Genomic DNA, 25,764 nt, shown 5'->3' on the forward strand with positions numbered 1-25,764 from the left:
TCGACGAGATGAGCATGGCGGCATCCCGCGCGATGAGCAGCGTAGCGACAGTTCAGGAGCATGTGGACAGCCTCGGCGAGGACCGTCTCGCCCGCGTCTGCGCGCTTCTCGCCGAGACCTTCGGCAGGCCGATTCTGGTCTCGACGCTGAACCGGGGCGCGCGGCGCGACGACCTGTCGGCGGCGGACGAGGCGGATCTGGTCGACCTCGAGGCGGCGCTTCCGCCGGGGGCCGTGTCCCTGTCGCCGCGCGACCGGGACAGCGCGGGCGACGAGCCGGGCGTCCTCGGATTCATCCGGCAGGCCGAGGGGACGCCGCCCCTCCTGCGGGCGGCCCTGTTCCCGAAATCCGTCGAAGAGGCCGAGGAGCATCTCGCCGAGTGCTTCGCGGCCGGCTACGAGCCGCCTCCCGCCAAGCGGCCGATCGGCCTGTCCTTCGAGCGGCTGGTCCATGTCGCCGTCGCGGCCGAGACGGGACAGGCCGAATTCGGCGCGGGACAGCGCTGGGGCGGCCTGATCGGGGCAGCCGAGCGGGCCGGGCTCGGCGTGCCTGCCGCGACATTGTCCGATCGCTTTCCCCGTCCGGCCGACGCCGCCCTCGCAGGCCTTCTCGCGGACAGCGAGGCAACGCGGTTCCGCGGCGCGGCCGCCACGGCCCGCGCGGTCCTGCCGCCGCGCGCGGTCGGCGCCACCGACAAGACGTGGCTGATGCGGGACGCGGACAGCGCGAGAGACCTCTTCGAGCGCACGGTGCGGCTCTACTCGCCCCTTTACGCGGAGATCATTCCCGCCCTCGACGCCGAGGTCATGGCCGCCGCAGGGCTCTGGCGCGGACGCCGGCGGCTGGGACGCGGCGCGGTCGGGCTGAGGGTCGTCTTCGAAGGCACGCCCGCGGTCCGGACGGCGCAGATGGCGGTGGCGAGCTGGGCCATCGAGCGGGCGGGCGGCGTCTGCCATCATCGAAGCTCGCTGCCCGCCGAGGCGACGCTGGACGCGCTGGCCGCCGCCGCGGGCGCGGCCCGCCTCATCCTCAACGCCCCGCCCGACAGCCCTCCAGACAGCGCCGTGGCCGGGGAACGGGCGGTCGCCATCCGCGGCAGGATACGCCGCGAGACGGTGCTCTGGTATCCCCGGGACCTCGCCCGGTCGGTCGAGGAGGCGCAGGACCTTCTGCGAGAGCCGGTGAGCGATCCCTGGGACGATCTGCGCACCGCCCTCGCCGAGGCGCTGCCGGAAAAGCGGCGTGTCTGAGCCCGCCTGGCCGGTGGAGGCGGACCGGCATATCGACGCTCTCGGCCTGCGCTGCCCGCTGCCGGTCCTCAAGCTCGAGGCGGCGCTGCGGGCGCTGCCGCCGGGCGCGCTCGTGGCGATCAGGACGGACGATCCCATCGCGAATGTCGACATTCCGCATGCGGCGCGGGAGGGCGGGCATGGCTGCGAACGGATCGGGACGGCAGGCGGCGTAACCGTTTTTGTCATAAGGCAAACTGCCGACAGTCCGATGACATTTCCGTGACTTCAAATCCCTCGACTTCGCTGGCCGCAGCAGCACAAAAGCTCTAGGTCACCGGCGCAGGTGGTACCGGTATTGGAACGAGGATGCCCAAAGACTCCCATCAAGCCGCGCAGGCGGCCAGTCTCGGCCGCGGCCAGCCGGGAGCTTCGGATACTTTCTCGGGAGCATCCAAGCTCCTGTTCGAGCAGGCCATGGCGCAGACCCGCATGGCTGTCTGCCTGACGGACCCGCGCCAGGAGGACGATCCCATCGTCTTCGCCAACCGGGCTTTCCGCGAACTCACCGGCTATGACGAGAGCGAGATCATCGGCCGCAACTGCCGCTTCCTGCAGGGACCGGAGACCGATCCCGAGACCGTTGCCGAACTCAAGCGGGCGGTCACCGAAGAGGATGTCACGGTCGTCGAGATCCTGAACTATCGCAAGAACGGCGAGAAGTTCTGGAACGCCCTCCATCTCGGGCCGATCTATGACGACCAGGACGAAGTCCGCTACTTCTTCGGCTCGCAGTGGGACGTCACGGACATGCACACGGCCCGCGCGGACGAGCGGCATGCCAAGATGCTGTCGCGCGAACTCAGCCACCGCATGAAGAACATGTTCGCGGTGATCAGCAGCATCGTCACCGCCACGGGGCGCCGCGAAGAGGTTCCCGAGGTCGCCGAGAAGATCAATGGCCGCATCGGCGCGCTCGGACGCGCCTATGAGACGACGCTCGACGACGCGTCGGCCGGCGATATCGAACTCAGCCAGATGATCCGCTCCGTGCTGACGCCCTATGACGGGGAGGCGGAAGAGATCATCTGCGAGGGCGAGAAGATCCGTCTCGATCCCAATGTCATTTCCATTCTCGGGCTGACCCTCCATGAACTGGCGATCAATGCAACGAAATACGGCGCTCTCTCGCGCGAAGGGGGGCGCGTGAAGATCAGCTGGGAAATCCGCGAAATCGAGGATCAGGCGGAGGACTGCCTCACGCTGAGCTGGACGGAAGCGGGCGGGCCGCCGGTGGAGGAGCCGCCCGCCGGCAAGGGCACCGGCGCGGGCCTGGTCGATCGCCTCTTGGCTGCGGCCGATGGCTCAATCGAGACCGATTGGGCGCCCGAAGGCCTGCGCGCGACAGTGCACCTCCCGATCCGATGAGCACGCCCCCTTCCCGTTCCGCCCTCGAAGGCCGGCGCATCCTCATCGTCGAGGATGAGCCGATGATCGGTCTCGAACTGAGCTTCGCCTTCGAGGATGTCGGCGCCGTCGTGCAGACCGCGCGGACGGTCGCGAGAGCCTTGCAGGCCATCGAAAAGCATGCCCCCGAAGCTGCCGTGCTCGACGTCAATCTGGGCCGCGATGAGACCTGCGAGCCGGTGGCGCAGCGGCTTCAGGAACTCGGCGTGCCCTTCGTGCTGCATTCGGGAGACCTGATGCGCCAGGGCGAATTGATCGACGATCTGGGTGCGCAGGTCGTGGCGAAACCGTCCTCGCCGACACAGGTGCTCGCCGCGGTCGCGCGCGTGGTGCACGCCGATCCGGGCTGATCCCGTGTTCCCCTGACGTTCCGCATCGGCTAAGGCGCCTGCCATGCCTTCCCTGTCAGAACGTGCCGCCGCCAAGCCTCCCGCAACGCCGCCTCGCGGCGATGCGCATTATCTCGACGGCCTGAACGCGCCTCAGCGCGATGCGGTGCTGACGACCGAGGGGCCTGTCCTGATGCTGGCGGGCGCCGGCACCGGCAAGACCCGGGCGCTGACGACCCGCCTCGCCCACATCATCCATACCGGCCTCGCCCAGCCCTGGCAGGTCCTCTGCGTGACCTTCACCAACAAGGCGGCGCGGGAGATGAAGGAGCGGATCGGCGAGCTGGTCGGCGAGACGGTGGAGGGCATGCGCTGGCTCGGCACCTTCCATGCGATCGGCGCCCAGATCCTGCGCCGCCATGCCGAGGTCGTGGACCTCAAGCCCTCCTTCACCATTCTGGATACCGACGATCAGATCCGCCTGTGCAAGCAGGTGATCGAGGCGGCGGGCCTCGACGAGAAGCGATGGACCGCCCGCGGCCTCGCCGGGATGATCGATTCGTGGAAGAACCGAGGGCTGACGCCGGACGAAGTTCCCGGTCCCGAGGCGCATGATTTCGCCGACGGCAAGGCGATCGCGCTCTACGCCGCCTACCAGGCGCGCCTCGTCGCGCTCAACGCGGCCGATTTCGGCGACCTCCTCGTCCACAACCTGACGATCTTCCGCAAGCAGCCGGACATCCTGGCCGAATATCACCGCCGCTTCCGCTATGTCCTCGTCGACGAATATCAGGACACGAATGTCGCGCAATATCTGTGGCTGCGCCTCCTCGCGAGGGACGAGACGGGGCGCTCGGGCGGCAATGTCTGCGTGGTCGGCGACGACGACCAGTCGATCTATGGCTGGCGCGGCGCGGAGGTCGCGAACATCCTGCGCTTCGAGAAGGACTTTCCCGGCGCCAAGGTGATTCGCCTCGAACAGAATTACCGCTCGACGCCCGCCATCCTCGCAGCCGCCTCCGCCGTCATCGCCAACAATGAGGGGCGGCTCGGCAAGACGCTCTTCACCGAGGCCGATGAGGGAGGAAAGGTCGTCATCCGCGGGGTCTGGGACGGCGACGAGGAAGCGCGCGTCATCACCGACGATATCGAGGCGGAGCAGACCAAGGGCCGCTCGCTCTCCGAGATGGCGGTCCTCGTGCGCGCCTCCTTCCAGATGCGCAGCTTCGAAGAGCGCTTCAACACGGCCGGCATCCCCTATCAGGTGGTCGGCGGCCCCCGCTTCTACGAGCGCGAGGAGAGCCGCGACGCCCTCGCCTATCTGCGCCTGGTGCGGAACCCCGGCGACGACTTGAGCTTCGCCCGCATCATCAACAAGCCGCGCCGGGGGTTCGGCGACAAGGCGCTGCAGACCCTGAACATCGCCGCCCGCGCGAACCGGACCAACCTCGTGGATGCGGGCCGCTTCCTGCTCGAGACGCATGAGCTCAAGGGCAAGGCCAAGAGCTCGATGCGCGAATTCCTCGATTCGCTCGATCGCTGGGCCGAGGCGAGCGGCAGCAAGCCGCCGGGCGACCTCGCGGAAATGGTTCTGGAAGAATCCGGTTATACCGAGTTCTGGAAGCAGTCGAAGAACGCCCAGGCGCCCGGCAAGCTCGAAAACCTGAAAGAGCTGGTCAACGCCGCCTCGGAGTTCGACACGCTCGGCGGCTATCTCGACCATGTCAGCCTCGTCTCCGAGCGCTCTTCTGAGAGCGCCGAAGGCCAGGTCTGGCTGATGACGCTGCATGCGGCGAAGGGGCTCGAATTTCCTCTCGTCTTCCTGCCTGGCTGGGAGGAGGAACTCTTCCCCTCGGGCCGCTCGGTCGACGAGAAGGGCAAGGACGGCCTCGAGGAAGAGCGCCGCCTCGCCTATGTCGGGATCACCCGCGCGCGGGAGAGCTGCCGGATCAGCTTCGCGGCCAACCGGCAGGTCTATGGCCGCTGGCAATCCGCCCTGCCCTCGCGCTTCATCGACGAGCTGCCCGAGGAGCATGTCGAAATCGCCTCCGAAGCGGGGCTTTACGGGGTCGCGGCCAAGGAGCTGCCCTCCCATAGCCGCTTCGAGGACTTGGTCGTCGAACGCGACAGCACGGGCGGCGGCTACGACACGCCCGGCTGGCGGCGAGCGCGCAAGTCGCGGAGCTATGGCAAGCCCCCGGCCATCGAAGGGTCGGCCACGCTCGTCGCCTCCTCAGCGCCCGGCCAGTCCGATTTCGAGCGCGGCCAGCGCGTCTTCCACCAGAAATTCGGTACCGGCACGGTGCAGCGGATCGACGGCAACAAGCTGGAGGTCGAGTTCGACCATGCCGGCCTGAAGAAGGTGATCGGCAGCTTCCTCACCGCCGCCTGACATGCCGATGCCAGAGCGGCGTTAACATCGGGGCGCGCTCCGCCGCCGCTCCCCGCCGCGCGCGTTAACCACTCCCCACCCGCCGATTGACGCGGGGTTCACCTCCACCCGCTATCCTGCCCGTTGCCGCAATGTGTACGGAGCGGACGGAATGACCGGTAAGAGCGGGAACACGGGACGCAAGAGGAGGCCTCGGGGCCTGCTCTCCCGCGCGCGTTCCTTCTGTCGGCGGACCGATGGCGTCGCCGCGATCGAGTTCGCGATCGTCTGGCCCGTCTTCATTCTGATGGTCTTCGTGATCCTCGAATACGGCCTGTTCGAATTCCGCCGCGCATCCCTGCAATATGTGCTCTTCGAGGTCGCCCGGGACATCCAGACCGGCGAGATCCAGAACTCGGCGGATCCGGCGACCGCCTTTCACGATGCGGCCTGCGATTACGCCCGCGCGTTTCTCGACTGCGACGCCATCACCTTCGATGCCCGCGCATTCGCCAATCTCGGAGATGCCAGCTTCGCCGACTTCCAGTTCGACCCGGACGGGCGGCCCACCAGCGGGACGACCGAGTTCGAACTCGGCGGCCCCGAAGCCATCATGGTGATGCAGGCGACGATTCCCTACAACTTCGCCACCCCGATGATGCAGCAGATCTTTCAGCCCGACGGCGTGCCCGCCATCATCGTCGGCGCGTCGATGACCAAGAACGAACCGTTCAGCTGCCAGGCGAGCTGTTCATGATGTGGCGCCGCTTCAAGAGCGACGGCGGAACCGCTGCCGTCGAATTCGCTCTCATCGCCCCGATCTGCGTCCTGCTGGTCTCGGGCGTGTTCGAATTCACCTATCGCTTCAAGGTGGCCGACGAGTTCGAGCGCTACGCCTTCCAGGCCGGCGATTACCTGTCGCGCGAAGACGCCCTGACGAGCAGCGAGATCGCGCTGGTCTACGACATGGCCTCCGAGATGATGCGCACCGCTGAGGTGACGCCCGACATGCTCGACCTGTCGGTGACGAGCGTCGGCTATGAAGAGGACGGGGCGCCCCTCCTCCTGTGGCGGCGGCAGCACGGCGCCAGCCTCGGCGAGATCGACCTGTCGGATGCCCTCGGCCTCGAAAAGCCGAGCCGCAGCGTGTTGCGCATCGATGCCGAATTCACCTTCGCCTCCTCCTTCACCAAACGGTTCGGCCAGACCACGACGCTCCGGCGCACGCTGTATTTCGTGCCGCGCGTGACCCGCGCGATCTCGATCGACGGCGAGATCCACGACAGCGGCGTCACCTGGACCTTCTACGACGTAGGTGCATGATGGGAATCAGGATCGCTGAAAAGATGCGCCGCATGCGGCTGATCCGGTCCTTCGGATCGTCGGAACGCGGCGCGATCGCCCTGAACTTCGCTCTGATGATCGTCCCGATCATCGCGATGACCGGCCTCGCCATCGACGGCTCGCGCGCCTTTCTGGTCAAATACCGCTTCCAGGCTGCGCTCGACGCGGCCGCGCTCGCGGTCGGCGCGACCTATGGCGACGACGGCACCCTGCTCAGCCGGGTCGAGGACTATGTCGGCCAGAACTTCGACATCGGCGGAACCACCGTCCGCAGCGTGGCGGTTCAGTCGTCAGCGGACGACGTCGTGGTCCGCGGCAGCGTCGGCATCGAAACCTACTTCATCAACATCGTCTGGCGCGGCGACCTCGAGGTCACCGCGGAAACGCAGGTGAAGCGGGCCGGCGGCGGGCTGATGGTCTCGCTCGTCCTCGACAATACCGGCTCGATGTGGACCAGCGGCCGGATCGAATCGCTGCGCCGCGCGACGGAGCTTCTCGTCGACGAAGTCTTCATGGACGAGACCGAGCCCGAGCATCTCTATCTCGGCATCGTGCCCTATGCCTCGATGGTGAATGTCGGCGACGAGGTGAAGAACGGGACGATCATCAATCCGGGCTGGTGGAACGAGGATCTGCTGCGCTGGGTGGGGCCTCTGGGTTCCGACGGCCTGCCGACGGTGACGAAGTTTCGGGTGGAAGATCCGCACGCCGCGACCGGCTATAGCGGCTGGCAGCTTCCCGTGCTGAACTACGATCCCGCGGACAAGACGCATTGGAAGGGCTGCGTGCGCGAGCGGCCCGCGAGCGGCGGCGTCGATCACTCGATCGCCGATACCAGTCCCACCGAAGGCGGCTACTGGGATCCCCTCATCTGGCCGGTGGACGGGGACAATCCGTACCGCACGGAGACCTATTGGGCCTATGGCATGGAGATCGGCCGCGTCAAAGCCGATACAGTGGTGACGCAGCCGGGTCACAGCACCAACAAGCAATACGGCCCGAATGTCGGCTGCCCGACGCCGATCACGCCGCTTACGAACAGCCGGACCACGGTCGACAATGCCGTCGACGCGATGACCGCCTGGAACCGCGGCGGCACCCTCGCCGATATCGGGATGTCCTGGGGCATCCGCGTTCTGAGCCCCGGCGCGCCGTTCACGGAATCGGCCACGCATGTCGACCCCGATACCGGCGAAGCGATCTGGGAGTCTAACCGCTGGCGCCGCGCCATCGTCCTGATGACCGACGGCAACAACACCCTTTACGATGCAGGCACCGAAGGCGGCCTGTTCGTCGACGACGAGGCATCGGACATGACCGGCTATGGCCGGGTGGGCGAAGGCCAGATGAATGCCCTCTTCGCCACGACGAATTCGGGCACGATCCAGACCAAGGTCAATGAACGGATGCTCGCCCTCTGCGAACAGGCGAAGGCGCAGCACATCACCGTCTATACGATCGTCTTCTCGGACAGCGTCAGCGGCAGCACCAAGAGCTACTATCGCCAGTGCGCGACCGATCTCGGCAAGTACTGGGTCGCCCCGTCCGGCGAAGCGCTCGAAGGCGCCTTCGGCGCGATCGGCTCGGACCTGAACAAGCTGCGCATCATCCGCTGAGGACCGCCCTCGCATGCCCGTCATCGGTCAGCAGCGCCGCCGCCCCCCGCAGCGCCGCGCTGTCCGCGGTCAGCACCCGCACCGGCACGTCCTCGGTATAGTGGCGCATCTTGCTCGTGCCGACGAAGCGTTCGGCGAAGCCGCTGTCTTGGATCAGCGGAAGGATGCGCGGCGGGATCCCGCCCGCGATGAGCACGCCCCCCCGGGCGCCCGTGCCAAGACAGGAATTCGAGGCCACCGTGGCGAGGAACAGGCAGAACTGCCGGACGCATCGCCTTGCGGGCCCGTCTTCTTTCAGGGCCGCCGCCGTGATTTCTGCGGCCGTGGCGGGAAGAGCGGCTTCGCCCGCGGTCCCGGCCATGACCTGATAGAGGAGTTCGAGGCCCGGTCCGGACACCGCGTCCTCCGCGGTCGCCGTCCGGCCGAGCTGGTCGGAGAGCCCCTCCACGATGACCGCCTCGGCCTCGCCCACCGCCGGTAGCACCACATGGCCGCCCTCGGTGGGAATCGTCAGCGGGCGGGCCGGCGTCGGCACGAGCAGGCCCTGCCCGAGCCCGGTGCCCGGGCCGATGGTGAGGATCGGCGCCCCCTCCAGCGGCTCGCCGGACTTGATCTCGACGACGTCCTGCGGCGTGGTCAGCGCTGCAAAGCGGCTCAGCGCCTGGAAGTCGTTGACGATCATGCAGCGGCCCAGGCCCAGCGCCCGCTCCAGCGCGGCGCCTTCCACCACCCAGGGCGAATTGGTGAAGGCGACGCGTCCTTCGTCCGACGGGCCCGCCACGGCGAGACAGGCCTCGGTGGGGTTCTGGGGCACGCTGTCCAGATAGACGCGCAGCGCATCCTCGAAACGCGGATGGTCGGCGACGCGCAGTTTGGAGATATGGTGAAGCGCGCCGTCGGGTTCCGACAGAGCGAAGCGGGCATTGGTGCCGCCGATATCGGCAACGAGGGTCGTCATGTCAGGGCTCCCTTCGCCAGAAGCGCCGCGCCGAGAAGGCCTGCATCCCCGCCCAGCGCCGGCGCGACGACGATGTCGGCGATTCGGGCAGCATCAGAAGGCGGATCGAGATAGCCCGCCAGCCGCTCTTCCATGGCAAGCCCGACCCGCTCGCGCAAACCGGGCGTGTTCATCACGCCGCCGCCCATGACGATTCGCCGGGGCCGGTGGAGGAGGCAGAGCGTGGCGGCAAACTGGCCGAGATAAGCCGCGACAAGCCCGTGCGCCTCGTGATCGTCTGGCAGCTCGCTGAGGGATCTGCCCCAGCGCGCGGCGATGGCCGGCCCGGAAGCGAGGCCTTCCGCGCAATCGCCGTGAAAGACGCAATGTCCCGGCCAGCGGTCCTCCGCGGCCCGCGAAACGGCGAGGTGGCCGCCCTCGTAATGGCCGGTGCCCGAGAGGACCCGACCCTGCGCCGCGACGCCGACGCCCACCCCGGTGCCGACCGTCACATAGGCGAGCGGCTCGCCCTGCCCGCCGAGCGCGGCCTCCGCGAGCGCCGCGCCGTTCACATCCGTGTCGAAGCCCGCCGCGGGCGCGATGCCGGACAAGGCGCCGAGCATGTCCGCGTCCGACCATCCGGGCTTGGGCGTGCGCAGGATGCGGCCATGGCCGGGCTCGCCGGGCACTGTGCCCGCAGGGCCGAAGGTCGCGATCCCGAGCGCGTCGTGAGGCGCGTCCCCCTCGGCGAAGAAGTCTTTCACGGCGGAGAGCGTCTCGTCGGGCGCGCCCGTCGGGATCACGCTCCGCCGCAGAATGTTCAACGCGCCATCGAGGCTGGCGCAGACGAATTTCGTGCCGCCCGCCTCGATGGCCGCAAGCCGCATCAGCTCTCGCGGCTGGCGCGCACGAAGGCGTCGAGCAGGCGCACGCCGTAGCCCGTCGCGCCCTTGGGCGAGAGATCCCGGTCCTTCTTCGACCAGGCCATCCCCGCGATATCGAGATGCGCCCAGGGGGTGTCGCCCTCGATGAAGCGGGAGAGGAAGGCCGCCGCCGTCGAGCTGCCGCCGTCGCGCCCGCCGATATTCTTCATGTCGGCGATATCGGACTTGATCATGTCCCGATGGGCGTCGCCGAGCGGCATCCGCCAGAGCTTCTCGCCCGAGGACTCGCCGGCGGCGAGCAGCGCATCGGCCAGCGCGTCATTCTCGGTGAAGACGCCCGCATACTGGTCGGCGAGGCTGATGATGATCGCGCCGGTGAGCGTGGCGAGGTCCAGCACCGCATCGGGCTTGTAGCGTTCCTGCGCATAGGTCAGCACGTCGGCCATGACGAGGCGGCCTTCGGCGTCCGTATTCAAGATCTCCACCGTCTGGCCGGACATGGTGGTCACGACATCGGCCGGGCGCTGGGCGTTTCCGTCGGGCATGTTCTCGGCGAGGCCGATCAGGCCGACGACATTCGCCTTGGCCTTGCGGCCCGCCAGCGCGCGCATCGCGCCGGTCACGGCGGCGGCGCCGCCCATGTCCATCTTCATGTCTTCCATGCCGGGGCCGGCCTTGAGGCTGATGCCGCCGGTGTCGAAGGTGACGCCCTTGCCGACCAGAGCCAGCGGACGGTCCCCTTTCTCGCCGCCGTTCCAGCGCATGACCGCGAGCTTGCTTTCGCGGACCGAGCCCTGGCCGACGCCGAGGAGCGCGCCCATGCCGAGCTTCTGCATCTCGGCCTCGCCGAGGATCTCGACTTCGACGCCATAGCTTTCGAGTTCGCGGCAGCGCTCCGCGAAGCTCTCCGGAAAGAGGACATTGGGCGGCTCGGAGACCAGATCGCGGGCGAGGCGCACGCCTTCGGCGAGAGCGTCCTGCGCCTCATAGGCGTCGCGCGCGGCGCCCTCCGCATCGGTGACGACGGTTATAGCGCGCAGCTTGGCGAGATCGTCGGGATCGGCCTTCTTCTTGTAGATCTCGAAGGCATAGGCGCGCAGGCGCGCGCCGAGCGCGACCTGCACCGCGAGCTTGTCGCCGGACAGGGTGCCGAGGGCGAGGTCGCCGAGCAGGATCGACAGCGTCTTGTGGGCCATCATCGCCTTGGCCGCGGCCTTGCCGCCCAGAGCGAGCGCATCGGCGGCGGTCGCCTTGTCGGCAGGCCCCGCGCCCAGAAGGACGACGACGGCGTTCTCCAGCCCGGCGGGCCCTGCGAGCGTGACGCTCTGGCCTTTCTTGCCGACGAATTCCGACGCCCGCGCGGCGCGCATCACGGCGCCGTCAAGCTCTCGGTCGAGCGCGGCGGCCGGCCCTTGGTCGAGGCGGTCCTGGGGGACGGGGACGACGATCAGGCCTTCGGCGGGATGATCGGAAGCGAAAGTGACGTTCATGAAAGGGACTCCCTCGGTGCGGCCCCCGGAAGGGGCCGCGTCTTCTATGCGCGAGTTTGAAGCCGTGCTAACCGGCTTTCATTCCGCCGTGAAGGCCGCAGCGCCGCGCTCTTCTGGACGTGTTCACCATCTGGACGCCGCCAACGGGGAGGCAAACCCGGCCTTTGACTCGCCTCGACAGATACCTGTTCCGCCAGACGGCGCTGCCCTTCTTCCTGACGCTGCTCTGCACGACGGCGGTGGTCTGGCTCACCCAGGTGCTGCAGCGGGTGGACCTCATGGTCGAGGATGGCGGCTCGCTGATTTCCTTCCTCCGGGTGACGATGCTCCTGATCCCGAGCCTCGTCGGGCTGATCGTGCCCTTCGCGCTGCTTGCGGGCGTGCTCTACGGCCTCAACGTGCTGGCGACGGACAACGAGCTGCCGGTGATCGGCGCGGCCGGAGGGAGCCGGCTGCGGATCGGACGCTCCGTGATCCTTCTTTCCGCGCTCGCCAGCCTTCTCGTCCTGGCGGTCAATCTCGACCTCCAGCCGCGCAGCTACCGCATGCTGAAGGATACGGTGCAGGAGGTCCGCTCGGACATCGCGCGCTCGCTCATCCGTTCGGGCGTCTTCACCGAGGCGATGAACGGCGTCACGATCTATGCGGACGAGGTGCGGCCGGGCGACCAGTATATCGGCCTCCTCATTCACGACGAACGCGACCCGGTGGAGCCGCGGACCTATACGGCCGAAAGCGGCCTCTTCCGCATGACCGAGGCGGGACCGGTTCTCTTCCTCGCGCGCGGCACGGTGCAGCGGGTCGATCCGGGGCGGGACAGGGTCGAGATCGTCCGCTTCATGGAGACGGCGGTGGATCTTGCGACCTTCGAACAGGGCCCGCCCGACCGCATTCAGGAGGCCACCGAGCGCTATGTCGGAGAGCTGCTCGAGCCCGACATGTCCGAGCCCTATGACCGCCTTCACGCCGGCAGCCTGCGCGCGGAGGGGCATGCCCGGCTCGCCACCCCGCTCTACACGCTCGCCTTCGGCATGATCGCGACGGCGGCTCTCCTGACGGCGCCGGTCTCGCGGCAGGGGCATGGGCGCCGCCTCGCCCTCGCCCTCGTGCTGGCGATCACGCTCCGGACATTCGGCTTCATCCTGCAGAACGCGGCGGCGGACATGCCTGCCCTCAATCCCGTGCAATATCTGCTGCCCGCCTCCGCCAGCGTCCTCGCTTTCGCGGTCCTGACAGGGCGCTTCTGGACCGTCCGCCAGCGCAAGGCCGCCGCGTCCCGCTACTCGACCGCCACCGCGGGAGCGCCGGCATGAGGCCGAGGCTCTATTTCGGCTATCTGATCCGGCGCACCCTGATGGGGGTGCTCGGCCTCTTCACCGTGATCGCGGCGCTCGTCATCTCCGTCGACCTCATCGAGGCGCTGCGCGAGGTGGAGAAGATCGAGGGCGCGGGCTTCGGCGATGCCCTGCACCTCACTCTCCTGCGGGCCCCGCAGCTTCTTCTGACCCTGACCCCCTTCGTCTTCCTGTTCGGAACGCTCTGGGCCTATGGCCAGATGGCCAAGACGTCCGAGGTCGCCGTCATGCGGGCGGCGGGCCTCTCGGTCTGGCGGCTCGTCTTCGCGCCGGCCATCCTCGCCGTCGCGCTCGGCATCCTCACGGTGACGGCGCTCGACCCGCTCGCGGCTCACATGGCGAGCGAGGCGCAGACCGTGAAGAACGAGCTGCGCGGGCGCGACGGCAAGATGCTGTCCGCCTTCCGCGACGGGGTCTGGCTGCGCCAGCGCAGCGAGGGGATCACGACCGTCGTCCATGCCCGAAGCTTCGATTCTGCCCAGAGCATGCTGCGCGGCGTGACCTTGTGGCGCCGCACGGCGGACGGCGTCTTCCTCGAACGCTGGGACGCGGAGGGCGCGAGCGTGGAGGAGGATGCCTTCATCCTGCGCGATGCCCGGCGGACCACCCTCACGCGGAAGGACGAAGGGGTCCAGGACAGCTATGTCCTTCCGGTCAGCCTCGACCTGCGCGCGCTCAGCGAGGATCAGGCCAAGCCGGGCGCCCTGTCGGTGTGGGAGCTGCGGGACATGGCCGAGGTGCTCGAAAGCGCGGGGATACAGACCATCTCCTACCGCCTGCGCTATCACGATCTCTGGTCGCTGCCGCTCAAGCTCGCCGCCATGGTCCTGATCGCCTGCGCGTTCGCGCTCGGCATGAATGCCCGCGCGGGGGGCGTGGCGGCGTTGATGGGCCTCGGCATCGCGGCGGGCTTCGCGCTCTTCATCCTGTCCGAGCTGTCGACAGCCATTGCCGAGGCGAGCATCGTGCCGGTAGGGCTCGCCGCCTGGGCGCCGGGCATTCTGGCGGTGCTGTTCGCCACGGGCCTCTTGCTGTATCGGGAAGACGGCTGAGCCGGCGGCAGCGGGCACCGGTTAGGATTCATTTACCAATCGCCGTTAACGAATGAGGAACGGTTTGCGTCGGGCAGGCTGCGGCACGAGGGGCAGGTTCCGCATGGCGATCTCCAGGGGCGCGCTCGTGACTGCGCTCCTGGCGCTCGGCACGTCGTCTGCCGCCGCACTCCAGGACATCGTCGTCACCGAAGACGCGGACGAGACGGTCCTGTTCCAGGCCGATGCCGTCGTGCGGCAGACGGTGGACAGCCCCATCATCGCGACCGGCAATGTCCGCGCCACGTTTGGCGGGCAGCTCCTCACCGCCCAGCGCGTCGAATACGATCCGGACAGCGATCTCGTCACCGCCTATGGCGAGGTCGCGATCTATGACGAGGATGGCCAGGTCTATTTCGCCGACGAGGCGCAGCTGACCGGCGATCTGGCCGATGGCGTCGCGACCAATTTCTCGGCCCTTCTCGCCGGCGATTCGCGTCTGGCCGGGTCCTCGGTGGTGCGCCGGGCATCGGGAGAGAACGACCTCAACAACGCCGTCTACACGGCCTGCGAGGTCTGTACCGAAGAAGGCGACGACCGCACCCCGACCTGGCAGGTCAAGGCGCTGCGCGTGACGCAGGACGAGGACGACAAGGTCATCCGCTTCCGCCACGCCTTCGTCGAGGTGCTCGGCGTGCCGGTCTTCTACACGCCCTATTTCCAGATCGCAGACCCTTCCGTCGACCGCCAGTCGGGTTTCCTGACGCCGAATATCGGCACCTCGACGCGGACAGGGTTCGAGGTCGAGATCCCCTATTACTGGGCGATCTCGGACTATCAGGACATCACGTTCAGCCCGCGCCACCTCACCGAGCTCGGCACGCTGCTCAAGGGGGAGTACCGCCTGCGCACCCATGATGGCGGCCTCGTGGTGCAGAGCGGCTTCATCGATTCCAATGATGACGATGTCGCGACCGAACTCGATCCGAACGCGTTCCGCTGGCACTTCTTCGGGTCGGCCTTCAAGGAGCTGCGCGACGACTGGCTGATGCAGGTCGACATCAATGTCGTGTCCGACAAAGGCTACCTGCGGACCTACGACATCGAGCCCGAAGGCGAGCTGCGCGACGCCGTCGACGTCATCCAGCCCGACCGGCTGATCAACGAGCTCGCCTTCACCCGGCGCCTGCCGGACAGCTATACCGACATTTCGGCCATCGCGTTCCAGTCGCTGCGCTTCGCCGACGACAACGACTTCCAGGCCGATGCCCTGCCCCGGATCACTCACATCCAGGACCTCGAGGTCCCCGGCCTCGGCGGCGATCTCGAGATCCTGGGCAATTTCCTCTATCTGAACCGACCCGGCGGCCTCGATACGACGCGCGGGATCACCTCCCTGACCTATGAGCGTCAGCACACGACGCGGGGGGGGCATCGCTTCACCGGCTTCGCCCAGCTGCGCGGGGACATCTACCGGTTCGAGGATGCCGATCTCGGCATCGAAAGCTGCAATACCGGCGAGGGCACGCCGAGCGAACTGAACCGCTACGAGAATTGCCGGGAGACGCTGCCGCGCAATGGCGAGGATTCCGGCTTCACCACCGCCCGCTTCCTGCCGACGGTGGGCGCGGAGTGGTCCTATCCGCTCGCGCGGCTGACCGATGGCGCGACCTATATCCTCGAGCCGCGGGTCCAAGTCGCGGTCAGCCCTGAGAAGGATTTCAGCACCGACGTCTTCAACGAGGACAGCCAGTTCTTCCAGTTCGACACGGTCACGCTCTTCGACTGGTCCAAGGCCTCCGGCTTCGATCAGTGGGAGGACGGGCAGCGGCTCAATTACGGCCTGTCGGCGACGGCGGTCTATCCGAACGGGCTCACCATGTCGGGGCTCGTGGGCCAGCAGCTGCGCATCGACGAGAGCAATGCCTTCGACCCCGATACGGGGCTTGGCCAGACAACCTCGGACCTCGTGGGCAATCTCGACATCCGCTTCGGCCGCCATTTCCAGCTCGACAACCGCTTCCGCGTCGACGACCAGGACCTCACGCTGCGCCGCGCCGAGTCCGCGCTGCGGGCGAGCGTCGGCCCCGTCTCGACCAATCTCTCCTATCTCCGGACCGAGACGCAGGAACTCGGCATCACCGATGAACGCGACGAATTCCTCTCCGCGGCGCTCGCCTACAGGCTGACCGACAAGTGGACCGTCGGCGGCGCCTGGCGGGAGAACCTCGCCAGCGGCGAGACGACGGCGCAGTCGCTCCTGCTGCGCTATACGGACCAGTGCACGATCTTCACGGTGAACTACAAGTTCGACAACACGACGGGCGGCGGCTTCGACCAGAACCGGTCCCTGACCTTCAACGTCGACTTCACGGGGTTCTAGCGGCGTCCCTTTCCGCCTATGTGCGAGGCGAGGAGACCGCAAATGTTCCAGACCTACGACCCGCCCTCCGACCGCAGCTTCGCCTCGCGCCACCTTCCCCCTTTGCGCGAACGGCTCGAAGCGCAGGGCCTCGACGGCCTCGTCGTGCCGCATGACGACGAATACCAGAACGAATATCTGCCGGACAGCACGGAGCGCCTGATGTGGGTGTCGGGCTTTTCGGGCAGCGCCGGGGCGGGCGTGGTGATGCGCGACCGCGCGGCGGTGTTCACCGATGGCCGCTACACGATCCAGGTCCGCGAACAGGTCGATGACGCGTTCTTCGAGTATGAGGACTACACGGCCAGCGCTGTGGCGGAGTGGCTGGAGCGCGAGGTGCCGCAAGGTGCCGTGATCGGCTTTGACCCGATGCTGCACCCCCGCCAGGGCGTGAAGCGGCTCGAACGGGCCGCCGCGCGCAAGGGCTTCACCCTCAAGGCGGTCGAAACGAACCCGATCGACGAGGCCTGGGACGATCGCCCGCCCGCCCCATGCGCGCCCGTCGTGCCGCACGAGGAAGCGCTCGCCGGTGAAAGCGCGGCATCCAAGCGCGAGCGGATCGGCCGCAGCGTCGCGGAAGCGGGCGCCGATGCCGTCCTCGTGACGGCGCCGACCTCTCTTGCCTGGCTGTTCAACATCCGCGGCGGCGACGTGCATGCGAGCCCGCTGCCCCTCGGCCGCGCTGTCCTGCGCAAGGACGGGCGGGCCAGTCTCTTCCTGGCAGCGCAGAAGGTCTCGGACGAGCTGCGGACGCATCTCGGCGATGCGGTGGAGCTGCGCGAGGAGAGCGAGGTCGAGGCCGCGCTCGCCGAGCTGGGCGGTGAAGGCATCAAGGTTCTGGTCGACCCTTCGCTCGCCCCGGCCCGCTATCTGACCGTGCTCGAAGAGGCGGGCGCGACACTGGTGGAAGGGGACGATCCGACCGCCCTGCCCCGCGCGATCAAGACCGACGCCGAACTCGACGGCAGCCGCGCGGCCCATATCCGCGACGGCGTCGCCATCACGCGCTTCCTGCACTGGCTCGCGCAGAACGCAGCTTCCGGCAAGCTGACCGAGATCGCCGCCGCGCAGCAGCTCGAAGCCTTCCGTCGCGAGACCGGTGAGCTGCGCGATGTGAGCTTCGATACGATCTCCGCCTCTGGTCCCCATGGCGCCATGGCCCATTACAAGGTCAGCACGGAGACCGACCGACCGATCGAGCCGGGTACGCTCTATCTCGTGGATTCGGGCGGTCAGTACCGCGACGGGACAACCGATATCACTCGCACCATCGCGGTGGGCGAGCCGTCCGAGGACATGCGCCGCCACTATACGCTCGTCCTCAAGGGCCATATCGCGCTGTCCACTGCGCGCTTTCCCAAGGGCACGTCCGGCCACGCCCTCGACGCTTTCGCCCGCCGCCCGCTATGGGAGGCCGGCCTCGACTACGATCACGGCACGGGCCACGGCGTCGGCAGCTATCTCGGCGTGCATGAGGGCCCGCAGAAGATCTCCAAGCACCCGATCGACCAGCCGCTCATGCCTGGCATGATCTGCTCGAACGAGCCCGGCTATTACCGCGCGGGCGAGTACGGCATCAGGATCGAGAACCTCGTCATCGTCACGCCCTTCGCCCCGGTCGTCGGCGGCGAGCGCGAGATGATGGGCTTCGAGACGGTCACCTTCGCGCCGTTCGAGCGCGAGCTGATCCTCAAGGGGCTTTTGACCGAGGACGAGCGCCGCTGGGTGGACGAGTACCACGCGGAAGTGGCCGCGAAGCTTTCGGGCCGCCTGCCCGAAGAGGTCGAAGACTGGCTGAAGACGCGGACGGCGCCGCTCTAGGCGGCGCCCACGGTTTCGAGCCAGGCGTCCTCGCTCATGACCTGGACGCCGAGCTCTTCGGCCTTTTTGAGCTTGGAGCCGGCGCCCGGTCCCGCGACCAGGATATCCGTCTTGGCCGAGACCGAGCCCGAGACCTTGGCGCCGAGCGCGACCGCGCGCGCCTTCGCCTCGTCGCGGGTCATCTTCTCGAGCTTGCCGGTGAAGACGACGGTCTTTCCGGCGACGGGCCCTTCATCGCTGACGGCCTCTAGCGGCGCGGGATCGACCTCGGCCAGAAGCCGCGCCAGCGCCGCACGGTTGTGGTCTTCGTGGAAGAAGGCAGCCAGGGCATCCGCGACCGTCTCGCCAATGCCGTCAATGTCCAGAAGCTGCTCGCGGACAGCCTCATCGCCCGCCGACAGCGCCTCGCCCAGCGCCACGAACCCTTCCGCGCTCTCATAACGGCGCGCGAGGAGGCGCCCCGTGATCTCTCCGACATGGCGGATGCCGAGCGCGAAGATCAGGCGGTCGAGCGGGCGCGTCCGCGCCGCCTCGATCGACGCATAGACATTGGCGAGCGCCGTGGCGTTGGTGACCTCGTCCGTCCACACCTCGCCGCGCGTCTTCGTCGCGGGCTTCCGGCGATAGCGGCGCAGGTCAGACGTGCCGTGCACCTCCGTCTCCTCCTCCTGCCGCTTTTGCAGCGTGAAGAGGTCCGCGGGCTCGCGCACGATATGCGCGCGGAACCAGTCCTCGACCTGGCGCTCTCCGACGCCGTCAATATCCATCGCCCGGCGCGAGACGAAGTGTTTCAGGCGTTCGACCGCCTGCGCGGGACAGGTGAGGCCGCCGGTGCAGCGGCGCACGACATCGGGCTCGCCGGTGCGCGGGTTCATCTCGCGCACGGCTTCCGCGCCGCAAACGGGGCAGTGATCAGGGAAGACGAAAGCCTCCGACCCCTTCGGCCGCTTGTCCTTCAGCACCTCGACGATCTGCGGAATGACGTCCCCTGCCCGCTGCACGATCACCGTGTCGCCGACCCGCGCGTCGAGGCGCTCGATCTCGTCCTGATTGTGCAGGGTGGCGTTCGAGACCACGACCCCGCCGACGGTCACGGGGGTCAGGCGGGCGAGCGGCGTCAGCGCGCCGGTGCGGCCCACCTGGATATCGATGGCTTCCAGAACGGTCTGCGCCCGCTCGGCAGGGAATTTGTGCGCGATGGCCCAGCGCGGGGTGCGGGTGATCGTGCCGAGCCGCCGCTGCCAGTCGAGCCGGTCCACCTTGTAGACGACGCCGTCGATATCATAGGGCAGACTCGCCCGCTGCTCCTCGATCGTCCGGTAATGGGACAGCGCCGCCTCCAGCGTCACCGTCCGCTCTGTCAGGTCGTTGACGGGAAAACCCATGGCGGCGAACCGTTCGAGCCAATCTCGCTGCGTCTCGGCCAAGGGCTCGGACACCTCTCCCCAGCCATAGGCGAAGAAGCGCAGGGGACGCTCGGCGGTGATGTCCGCATCCTTCTGGCGGAGCGATCCGGCGGCGGCATTGCGCGGATTGGCGAAGAGCTTCTCGCCCGCCTTTTCCAGCCTCTCGTTCATCGCGGCGAAATCGGGCTTGGTCATGTAGACCTCGCCGCGGACCTCCAGCACGTCCGGCGCGCCCTCGATCTCCTTCGGGATCTCGTCCAGCGTGGCAAGGTTCCGGGTGATGTCCTCGCCCACCATGCCGTCGCCCCGCGTCGTGCCGAGGACGAAGCGGCCGCTCTCATAACGCAGATTGGCGGAGAGGCCGTCGATCTTGGGCTCGACCGTCAGGGCGACCGTCTCATCCTCGGACAGGCCGAGAAAGCGGCGCACCCGCGCGACGAACTCGCCCATGTCCTCATCCGAGAAGGCGTTGTCGAGCGACAGCATGGGCTCGGCATGGCGGACCTTGGCGAAGCGCGATGACGGCGCCGCGCCGATCCGGACCGAGGGGCTGTCGGCACGGACGAGCTGCGGGAAGGCCTCTTCGATAGCGGCGTTCCGGGCACGAAGGGCGTCATACTCGGCATCGGACATGACCGGCGCATCGTCAGTGTAATAGGCGCTATCGGCCTCGGCCATGAGGCCGCTCAGCCGTTCGAGTTCGTCTGCCGCCTCCTCGGGCGACAAGGCCTTCACATCCTTCGTCTCGCTCACGCCGCGCTCCTGCCAGCCTCCGCGCGGCTATCCGCGAGCAGCGTCCGCGCCGCGGCGCGCGCCTCGTCGGTCACCTTGGCGCCCGACAGCATGCGCGCCAGCTCCTCGATCCGCTCGTCCTCGGACAGAGGCTCGACCGTCGTCGTCATCGCCTTCTTGCCGGCCTTGGAGACCTTCCAATGCGCCAAGCCGCGCGCGGCAACCTGCGGGCTGTGGGTGACGACCAGCACCTGGCTCCCCTCCGCGATGCGGGCCAGCCGCTCGCCGATGGCGTCGGCCACCGCGCCGCCGACGCCCGCGTCGACCTCGTCGAAGATGATGACCGTCTTGCCGTCCTTGGCGACCAGCGACGCCTTGAGCGCGAGGACGAAGCGCGACAGCTCGCCGCCCGACGCGATCTGCTTGAGGGGCCCGAGCGGCGCGCCGGGATTGGTCGAGATCAGGAATTGCACTCTATCGATGCCATGCGGCCCCGGCTCGTCCGGGTGCGGGTCGATATCGGCGGAAAACGTCGCATGGCCGAGCTTGAGCGGGCCGAGTTCGCCCTTCACCGCCTTGTCGAGCGCCTTGCCAGCCCGCAGGCGCTTCGCCGACAGTTCGGCTGCCGCCTTGTCGTAATCGCGCTGGGCGTCCTTCAGCTCCGCTTCGAGCTTACCGAAGCTCGCCTCGCCCTCGTCGATCAGCTCGAGCTGCCGCTCCACCTCCTCGCGATAGGCAGCGAGCGCATCGGGCGCGCGGGAATGCTTCCGGCCAGCAGCGCGCAGCGCGAAGAGGCGCTCTTCGACTTCATTCTGCTCGTCGGGGTCCTGCACGAAGGCGTCCGCCGCATCGATCACCGCCGAGCGCGCTTCGGCGAATTCGGACAGCGCGGCATCGAGCCGTTCGATAGCGGCGGCCAGCGGCCCCGCCTCGTCATCCGGCAGGCGCGCGGCCGCGCGTTCCATCCGTCCCGCCGCCGAAGAAAGCTTCTGCTCTAGGCCATCATCGCCGAGCATCTCCACGGCATCGGCGAGATCCGAGGACACTTTTTCCGCCGCCATCAGCACCGCCCGCCGGTCGGCGAGCCGTCCCTCCTCGCCTTCCTGCGGGTCCAGGGAGGCGAGCTCCTCGGCGACATGGCGCAGATAGTCCGCTTCGCGCAGCGCCTGTTCGCGGCTCGCCTGCTTTTCCTGGAGGTCCCGCTCCAGCGTGCGGCGCCTGTCATAAAGCGCGCGGACCTTCGCGACGTCCTTGTCCAGCCCGCCATAGCTGTCGAGGAGATCACGGTGCGCCGCCGTGTTCAGGAATCCCTGGCTCTGATGCTGGCCGTGCACTTCGATCAGCGCCTCGCCCACCTGGCGCAGGAGGCCTACCGACACCGGCTGATCGTTCACGAAGGCGCGAGAGCGGCCATCCGCATTCTGCACCCGGCGCAGGATCACGAGTTCCTCGTCGGTCGGCAGCGCGTTTTCTTCCAGAAGCGTCCAGACCGCGTGGTCCGGCCCGACATCGAAGGTGGCGGAGACCACGCCGCGCTCGGCGCCGATCCGCACGAGCCCCTTCTCGGCCTTCGCGCCCGTGGCGAGGCCGAGACTGTCGAGCAGGATCGATTTGCCGGCGCCCGTCTCGCCGGTCAGCGCGGTCAGACCCTCGCCGACATTGAGCGAGAGCCGCTCGATCAGCACGATGTCCTGAATGGAGAGCGCACATAGCATCGCCCGAGATGTCGACCGAGCCGCCGCGGCGGTCAAGCCGTTCGGGAGCGCCGATGGTGGACTCATCTTCAGTGGCGGCGTTCTTGCTAGCAGTTGCGCTCAGCCCTAAGTGCGGAACTTAAAACCAGGCGTACTGGGTCTCGGGGCGGAACGACGAGGGAGCGGCTTTATGAACGCATTGGTTGCGACGGCGAATTCCGTTCTCTCGGATACTCGCGGCCGTGTCGCCCTGCTCGTGCTGGGCAGCGTGTTTCTCGGCATCGTCTTCGCGTTCTGGAACGGCCTGGGGGAATTCTGGTTCCGCTGGGGCCAGCAGCAGGAGCTGAGCCATTCCTACTTCCTGCCGCTGATCGCGGCCTGGATGCTGTGGGAACGGCGTCACGCGCTGCGCAACAGCGTGGGCAGCCCGGCCATTAGCGGCCTCGTCATCGCTGCGGGGTCGCTCTTCCTGCTCTTTCTCGGCGAGCTCACGCATATCATGGTGCTGGAGCATGTCGGTTTCGTCGCGCTCCTGATCGCCCTGCCGCTGATCTTCGGCGGCTGGTCCCTCTTCGCGGTGGCGCTGATCCCGCTTGTCTATCTCTTCTTCATGGTGCCGCCGCCCTATTGGGTGATCACGCGCCTGTCGCACGGCTTCCAGCTCATGTCGTCGGAACTGGGCGTCTCGATGATTCGGGGCTTCGGCATCCCCGTCTACCTGTCGGGCAACGTCATTCACCTGTCGAGCACCAAGCTCCAGGTGGTCGAGGCCTGCTCTGGCCTGCGCTACCTCTTCCCCTTCCTCAGCCTCGGCGCGCTCGCGGGCTATTTCTACAAGGGTCCGATCTGGCAGCGCGTGATCATCTTCCTCAGCACGATCCCGATCACGATCGTCATGAACAGCCTGCGCATCGCCGCCACGGGCGTTCTGGTCGAGCGCTATGGCAGCGGCCACACGGAAGGCTTCCTTCACTTCTTCGAAGGCTGGGTCGTCTTCCTGCTGTGCATCGCCTTCCTGATCCTGGTGATCTGGGCGTTCACCCTGATGCGGGGCAGGCGCAGCCCCTTCGCCTATGTCGGCTTCGAGGAAGTGCCGCCCCGGACGCCGACCGGCCAGTGGACACAGGGCGCCTTCCTGCGCAACGGCATCATCCTGACGGTCATGCTGCTCGTGGCGGGCATCCTGGTCCATGCGGTGGGCAACCGCTCGCTCATCACCCCCGAGCGGCAGGACCTGGCCACGCTGCCCTTCGAATTTCCCGGCTACATGACCCGCGAATCAACGCTGGATGCCGAGACGGCCACGGTGCTGGGCGCGGACGACTACATCATCTCGGACATGACCTCGCCCGATGGCGACTACGTCAATCTCTATATCGCCTATCTGAACGCGCAGCGGGATGGCCGTTCCTGGCATTCGCCCATGCAGTGCCTGCCCGGCGGCGGATGGGAAGTCGTCAGCCACGACATCGTTCCCACCTCCCGCGCGAATGGCGAGGAGTATTTCCACAACCGGATGCTCATCCAGCAGAACGACGACCGCCTGCTGGTCTATTACTGGTACGACCAGCGCGGCCGTAAGATGGCGAACGAGTTCGTCATGAAGCTGTCCGTGATGTGGGACAGCCTCATCAAACGCCGTTCCGACGGCGCGATGGTCCGCTTGATGACTCCCGTCGCCCCAGAAGAGACGCTCGACGTCGCCGAGGCGAGGCTCGAAGACATGCGCCGGTCGCTCGAACCCAAGCTCGCCGCCTACGTGCCGAACTGATCGGGACGGCACCGATGCGGGTTCTTCTTGTTGCGCCCAATGCTTCGGCGCGCATGGGCGGCGAGGCCGTCCTGCCGCTCCACTATCTGCGGGAGCTGACCGCCGCGGGCGTGGAGGCGGAATTGCTCACGCATGCCCGCTGCCGCGAGGAGCTGACCGAGGGCTCCTATCGCGACTATCCGCTGCACTTCGTCGAGGATTCCAGTCTCGAGCATCGCGTCTGGCGCGCGACCAAGGATCTGCCGACAGCCTTCTCCCAGGCCGGGGACCTCCTGACCGGCACGATCACCGGCTACCGCCTGCGCAGCGCGGCAGAGGCGCTGCTCGCGACCGGACGGTTCGATCTCGCCCATCAGATCACGCCCGTCTCCCCTCGCGCGCCCTCCTTCCTGGGCGATGCCGAGGTTCCGCTCATCTGCGGCCCGATGAACGGCAACATGACCTACCCGCCCGGCTTCGAGCGAAGCTATGGCGAGGGAACGGGAATGGTGAGCCGCGTCATCCGCACCGTCAGCGACACCGTGAACGGGGCGGCGAAGGGCAAGCGGCAGGCATCGCGCCTTCTGGTCGCGAACCCGCGCACCGCCGCCGGCCTGCCGCATGGAACCTCCGCCTCGCGCGTGACGGAGATCGTCGAGAACGGGGTGGACCTGGCGCGCTGGCCCGCACCGGACGCCGAGCCCGGACGGGATTTCGTCTTCGTCGGCCGGCTGGTGCACTGGAAGGCTGTCGATCTGCTCATCGACGCGTTCGCGCAGCTCGAAGAAACGGCGCATGTGCGGATCCTCGGCGACGGCCCGAAGCGGGCGGCGCTGGAAGCGCAGGTCCAGAAACTCGGGCTGTCGGACAGGGTGCACTTCGACGGCTTCGTCTCGGCCGAGGCGGTCCGCACCGCGATTTCGGGGGCCCGAGCGCTCGTTCTTCCTTCCGTCTACGAATGCGGCGGCGCGGTCGTTCTCGAGGCGATGGCCTGCGCGCGCCCGGTCGTCGCGACCGACTGGGGCGGCCCGGCAGACTATGTCCTTCAGGACGAGACCGGCATTCTGGTGCCGCCCAGCTCTCCGACCGCGCTGGCGGAGGGGCTTGGCGCGGGGATGCGCCGCCTCGCCGAGGACGACGCGCTCGCAGCCCGCATGGGCCAGGCGGGGCGCCGGCGCGTCGAGGAGAAGTTTTCCTGGAAAGCGAAAGCTGCCGCCGTCCGCGGCGTCTACGAGGACGTCCTGGCGGAACAGGGCGGCAGCAAGGCCCGGGCAGCCTGAGGGGCTGCCCGCGGATCGGCGGCTAGAAGCGGATTTCCGTCTTGGCGCCCACTTCCGGCGTCTTCTCGTCGACGAGGTTCGCCTTGGCGATCTCCCAGCCGAAGCGGGTCGAGCTGTCGGTGGAGCCCCACACTTCGGCATCGTCGAGCGCCATCTCGACGAGCGTCATCTTGGGATCTTCCTTGCCGTGCTCGAACCAGGCGGCGACGATCGGGTCCCAGAACTGGTCGACCTTGGCAGGGTCCTTGTTCTCTTTCAGCGTGCCGCGGGCGCAGGCGTGATAGTCGTGGTTCTTGCCCACCACGCAGAAATGCGCCTTGGTGTGGCCGCCCTGGATCTGCTGGAAGAGGTCGGCGTCGTTCTTGAGGAAGAACCACAGCTTGCCGGCTTCGGGCTCGACGCGCGGCGACATGGGCTGCATGTGCCCCTCGGTCCCCATCGTGCCGAGCATGCCGGCGCGGGCTTCCTTCACCTGTTCGAAGAACTGCCCCTTCGGATTTTCGCGCGTCTCCTTGAGGTCGACCATATCGTCTCCTGTCGTTCTGCTTCGTGGTCAGAACGGACGGGCGGCGGGCATGGTTCCGGAGCGCGTGCTGAGACGCAGCC

Annotated in this window: 20 protein-coding genes; 14 read left to right on the forward strand and 6 right to left on the reverse strand. The window is 67.8% G+C overall.

The window, feature by feature from the left end; translation table 11 throughout:
* Positions 1 to 14: 14 nt before the first annotated feature.
* The 8 genes from IE88_RS0100175 (at position 15) to IE88_RS16120 (ending at position 8,356) form a co-directional block, all read left to right on the forward strand.
* Positions 15 to 1,250, forward strand: coding sequence for a hypothetical protein (locus tag IE88_RS0100175; protein ID WP_156032267.1), 1,236 nt, complete (start codon positions 15 to 17; stop codon positions 1,248 to 1,250).
* Entirely contained in the window at positions 1,243 to 1,515 is a 273-nt protein-coding gene (locus IE88_RS0100180) for a sulfurtransferase TusA family protein (RefSeq protein ID WP_202900378.1), read from the forward strand. The genes IE88_RS0100175 and IE88_RS0100180 overlap by 8 nt, the downstream gene beginning before the upstream one ends.
* Before the next feature lie 83 nt (positions 1,516 to 1,598).
* Positions 1,599 to 2,657: a PAS domain-containing protein gene (locus IE88_RS0100185; RefSeq protein ID WP_081871303.1), complete on the forward strand. Its 1,059-nt coding sequence runs from the start codon at positions 1,599 to 1,601 to the stop codon at positions 2,655 to 2,657.
* The gene (locus tag IE88_RS0100190; RefSeq protein ID WP_031548788.1) at positions 2,654 to 3,046 is read left to right on the forward strand and encodes a response regulator; all 393 of its coding nucleotides are present in this window, start codon (positions 2,654 to 2,656) and stop codon (positions 3,044 to 3,046) included. The genes IE88_RS0100185 and IE88_RS0100190 overlap by 4 nt, the downstream gene beginning before the upstream one ends.
* A 43-nt stretch (positions 3,047 to 3,089) precedes the next feature.
* A complete protein-coding gene (locus tag IE88_RS0100195; RefSeq protein ID WP_031548791.1) occupies positions 3,090 to 5,417 on the forward strand; it encodes a UvrD-helicase domain-containing protein in 2,328 nt (775 codons plus the stop codon).
* A 151-nt stretch (positions 5,418 to 5,568) separates the two neighbouring features.
* Positions 5,569 to 6,153 (forward strand): TadE/TadG family type IV pilus assembly protein, encoded by a 585-nt coding sequence (locus tag IE88_RS16940; RefSeq protein WP_031548794.1) that lies wholly within the window; start codon positions 5,569 to 5,571, stop codon positions 6,151 to 6,153.
* Positions 6,150 to 6,719 carry a TadE/TadG family type IV pilus assembly protein gene (locus IE88_RS0100205; RefSeq protein WP_156032268.1) on the forward strand — a complete coding sequence of 190 codons (570 nt, stop codon included), beginning with the start codon at positions 6,150 to 6,152 and terminating at the stop codon, positions 6,717 to 6,719. The genes IE88_RS16940 and IE88_RS0100205 overlap by 4 nt, the downstream gene beginning before the upstream one ends.
* Positions 6,720 to 6,751: 32 nt before the next feature.
* Entirely contained in the window at positions 6,752 to 8,356 is a 1,605-nt protein-coding gene (locus tag IE88_RS16120) for a pilus assembly protein (protein ID WP_036766248.1), read from the forward strand.
* Here IE88_RS16120 and IE88_RS0100215 read toward each other — a convergent pair.
* From IE88_RS0100215 to IE88_RS0100225, 3 genes are read right to left on the reverse strand one after another with little or no spacing between them, the layout of a single operon-like run.
* Positions 8,346 to 9,314, reverse strand: a complete 969-nt coding sequence (locus IE88_RS0100215) for a glucokinase (protein WP_051881298.1) — start codon at positions 9,312 to 9,314, stop codon at positions 8,346 to 8,348. The genes IE88_RS16120 and IE88_RS0100215 overlap by 11 nt on opposite strands.
* Positions 9,311 to 10,180, reverse strand: coding sequence for an ROK family protein (locus tag IE88_RS0100220; protein ID WP_031548805.1), 870 nt, complete (start codon positions 10,178 to 10,180; stop codon positions 9,311 to 9,313). Before IE88_RS0100220 ends, IE88_RS0100215 begins: the two co-directional genes overlap by 4 nt.
* A complete protein-coding gene (locus IE88_RS0100225; protein ID WP_031548808.1) occupies positions 10,180 to 11,667 on the reverse strand; it encodes a leucyl aminopeptidase in 1,488 nt (495 codons plus the stop codon). The genes IE88_RS0100220 and IE88_RS0100225 overlap by 1 nt, the downstream gene beginning before the upstream one ends.
* Positions 11,668 to 11,831: 164 nt before the next feature.
* On the opposite strand from IE88_RS0100225, the gene IE88_RS0100230 reads away from it, so the two are divergent.
* The 4 genes from IE88_RS0100230 (at position 11,832) to IE88_RS0100245 (ending at position 18,296) form a co-directional block, all read left to right on the forward strand.
* On the forward strand, positions 11,832 to 12,980 hold the full coding sequence (locus tag IE88_RS0100230; protein WP_031548810.1) for an LptF/LptG family permease: 1,149 nt from the start codon (positions 11,832 to 11,834) through the stop codon (positions 12,978 to 12,980).
* Complete coding sequence (lptG, locus tag IE88_RS0100235) at positions 12,977 to 14,074, forward strand: LPS export ABC transporter permease LptG (protein WP_031548815.1); 1,098 nt, start codon at positions 12,977 to 12,979, stop codon at positions 14,072 to 14,074. Before IE88_RS0100230 ends, lptG begins: the two co-directional genes overlap by 4 nt.
* 103 nt (positions 14,075 to 14,177) lie before the next feature.
* Positions 14,178 to 16,436: an LPS-assembly protein LptD gene (locus tag IE88_RS0100240; protein WP_031548819.1), complete on the forward strand. Its 2,259-nt coding sequence runs from the start codon at positions 14,178 to 14,180 to the stop codon at positions 16,434 to 16,436.
* Between the two features lie 42 nt (positions 16,437 to 16,478).
* Positions 16,479 to 18,296 carry an aminopeptidase P family protein gene (locus IE88_RS0100245; protein ID WP_031548823.1) on the forward strand — a complete coding sequence of 606 codons (1,818 nt, stop codon included), beginning with the start codon at positions 16,479 to 16,481 and terminating at the stop codon, positions 18,294 to 18,296.
* Here IE88_RS0100245 and ligA read toward each other — a convergent pair.
* Together ligA and recN are read right to left on the reverse strand one after the other, a co-directional pair.
* The gene (gene ligA, locus IE88_RS0100250) at positions 18,293 to 20,455 is read right to left on the reverse strand and encodes an NAD-dependent DNA ligase LigA (protein ID WP_031548827.1); all 2,163 of its coding nucleotides are present in this window, start codon (positions 20,453 to 20,455) and stop codon (positions 18,293 to 18,295) included. The genes IE88_RS0100245 and ligA overlap by 4 nt on opposite strands.
* The gene (gene recN, locus IE88_RS0100255) at positions 20,452 to 22,149 is read right to left on the reverse strand and encodes a DNA repair protein RecN (RefSeq protein ID WP_031548830.1); all 1,698 of its coding nucleotides are present in this window, start codon (positions 22,147 to 22,149) and stop codon (positions 20,452 to 20,454) included. The genes ligA and recN overlap by 4 nt, the downstream gene beginning before the upstream one ends.
* Positions 22,150 to 22,318: 169 nt before the next feature.
* Between recN and xrtD the strand changes: the two genes are divergently transcribed.
* Both xrtD and IE88_RS0100265 read left to right on the forward strand, forming a co-directional pair.
* The gene (xrtD, locus tag IE88_RS0100260; RefSeq protein WP_051881299.1) at positions 22,319 to 23,899 is read left to right on the forward strand and encodes a VPLPA-CTERM-specific exosortase XrtD; all 1,581 of its coding nucleotides are present in this window, start codon (positions 22,319 to 22,321) and stop codon (positions 23,897 to 23,899) included.
* A 14-nt stretch (positions 23,900 to 23,913) separates the two neighbouring features.
* Positions 23,914 to 25,158: a glycosyltransferase family 4 protein gene (locus tag IE88_RS0100265; protein ID WP_031548838.1), complete on the forward strand. Its 1,245-nt coding sequence runs from the start codon at positions 23,914 to 23,916 to the stop codon at positions 25,156 to 25,158.
* Between the two features lie 22 nt (positions 25,159 to 25,180).
* Here IE88_RS0100265 and IE88_RS0100270 read toward each other — a convergent pair whose 3' ends face one another.
* Positions 25,181 to 25,684: a pyridoxamine 5'-phosphate oxidase family protein gene (locus IE88_RS0100270; RefSeq protein WP_031548841.1), complete on the reverse strand. Its 504-nt coding sequence runs from the start codon at positions 25,682 to 25,684 to the stop codon at positions 25,181 to 25,183.
* Between the last annotated feature and the right edge of the window lie 80 nt (positions 25,685 to 25,764).

Source organism: Parvularcula oceani, from assembly GCF_000733125.1.
Lineage (GTDB): Bacteria > Pseudomonadota > Alphaproteobacteria > Caulobacterales > Parvularculaceae > Parvularcula > Parvularcula oceani.

Bases quoted from the DNA above. Each gene is read 5' to 3' on its own strand.
- IE88_RS0100185 (WP_081871303.1), top strand. From the start codon at position 1,599: ATGCCCAAAGACTCCCATCAAGCCGCGCAGGCGGCCAGTCTCGGCCGC.
- IE88_RS0100240 (WP_031548819.1), top strand. From the start codon at position 14,178: ATGGCGATCTCCAGGGGCGCGCTCGTGACTGCGCTCCTGGCGCTCGGC.
- IE88_RS0100195 (WP_031548791.1), top strand. From the start codon at position 3,090: ATGCCTTCCCTGTCAGAACGTGCCGCCGCCAAGCCTCCCGCAACGCCG.
- IE88_RS0100225 (WP_031548808.1), bottom strand. From the start codon at position 11,667: ATGAACGTCACTTTCGCTTCCGATCATCCCGCCGAAGGCCTGATCGTC.
- IE88_RS0100175 (WP_156032267.1), top strand. From the start codon at position 15: ATGGCGGCATCCCGCGCGATGAGCAGCGTAGCGACAGTTCAGGAGCAT.
- recN (WP_031548830.1), bottom strand. From the start codon at position 22,149: ATGCTATGTGCGCTCTCCATTCAGGACATCGTGCTGATCGAGCGGCTC.
- lptG (WP_031548815.1), top strand. From the start codon at position 12,977: ATGAGGCCGAGGCTCTATTTCGGCTATCTGATCCGGCGCACCCTGATG.
- IE88_RS0100215 (WP_051881298.1), bottom strand. From the start codon at position 9,314: ATGACGACCCTCGTTGCCGATATCGGCGGCACCAATGCCCGCTTCGCT.
- IE88_RS0100265 (WP_031548838.1), top strand. From the start codon at position 23,914: ATGCGGGTTCTTCTTGTTGCGCCCAATGCTTCGGCGCGCATGGGCGGC.
- IE88_RS0100220 (WP_031548805.1), bottom strand. From the start codon at position 10,180: ATGCGGCTTGCGGCCATCGAGGCGGGCGGCACGAAATTCGTCTGCGCC.
- IE88_RS16940 (WP_031548794.1), top strand. From the start codon at position 5,569: ATGACCGGTAAGAGCGGGAACACGGGACGCAAGAGGAGGCCTCGGGGC.
- IE88_RS0100205 (WP_156032268.1), top strand. From the start codon at position 6,150: ATGATGTGGCGCCGCTTCAAGAGCGACGGCGGAACCGCTGCCGTCGAA.
- IE88_RS0100245 (WP_031548823.1), top strand. From the start codon at position 16,479: ATGTTCCAGACCTACGACCCGCCCTCCGACCGCAGCTTCGCCTCGCGC.
- IE88_RS0100190 (WP_031548788.1), top strand. From the start codon at position 2,654: ATGAGCACGCCCCCTTCCCGTTCCGCCCTCGAAGGCCGGCGCATCCTC.
- IE88_RS0100270 (WP_031548841.1), bottom strand. From the start codon at position 25,684: ATGGTCGACCTCAAGGAGACGCGCGAAAATCCGAAGGGGCAGTTCTTC.
- IE88_RS16120 (WP_036766248.1), top strand. From the start codon at position 6,752: ATGCGGCTGATCCGGTCCTTCGGATCGTCGGAACGCGGCGCGATCGCC.
- xrtD (WP_051881299.1), top strand. From the start codon at position 22,319: ATGAACGCATTGGTTGCGACGGCGAATTCCGTTCTCTCGGATACTCGC.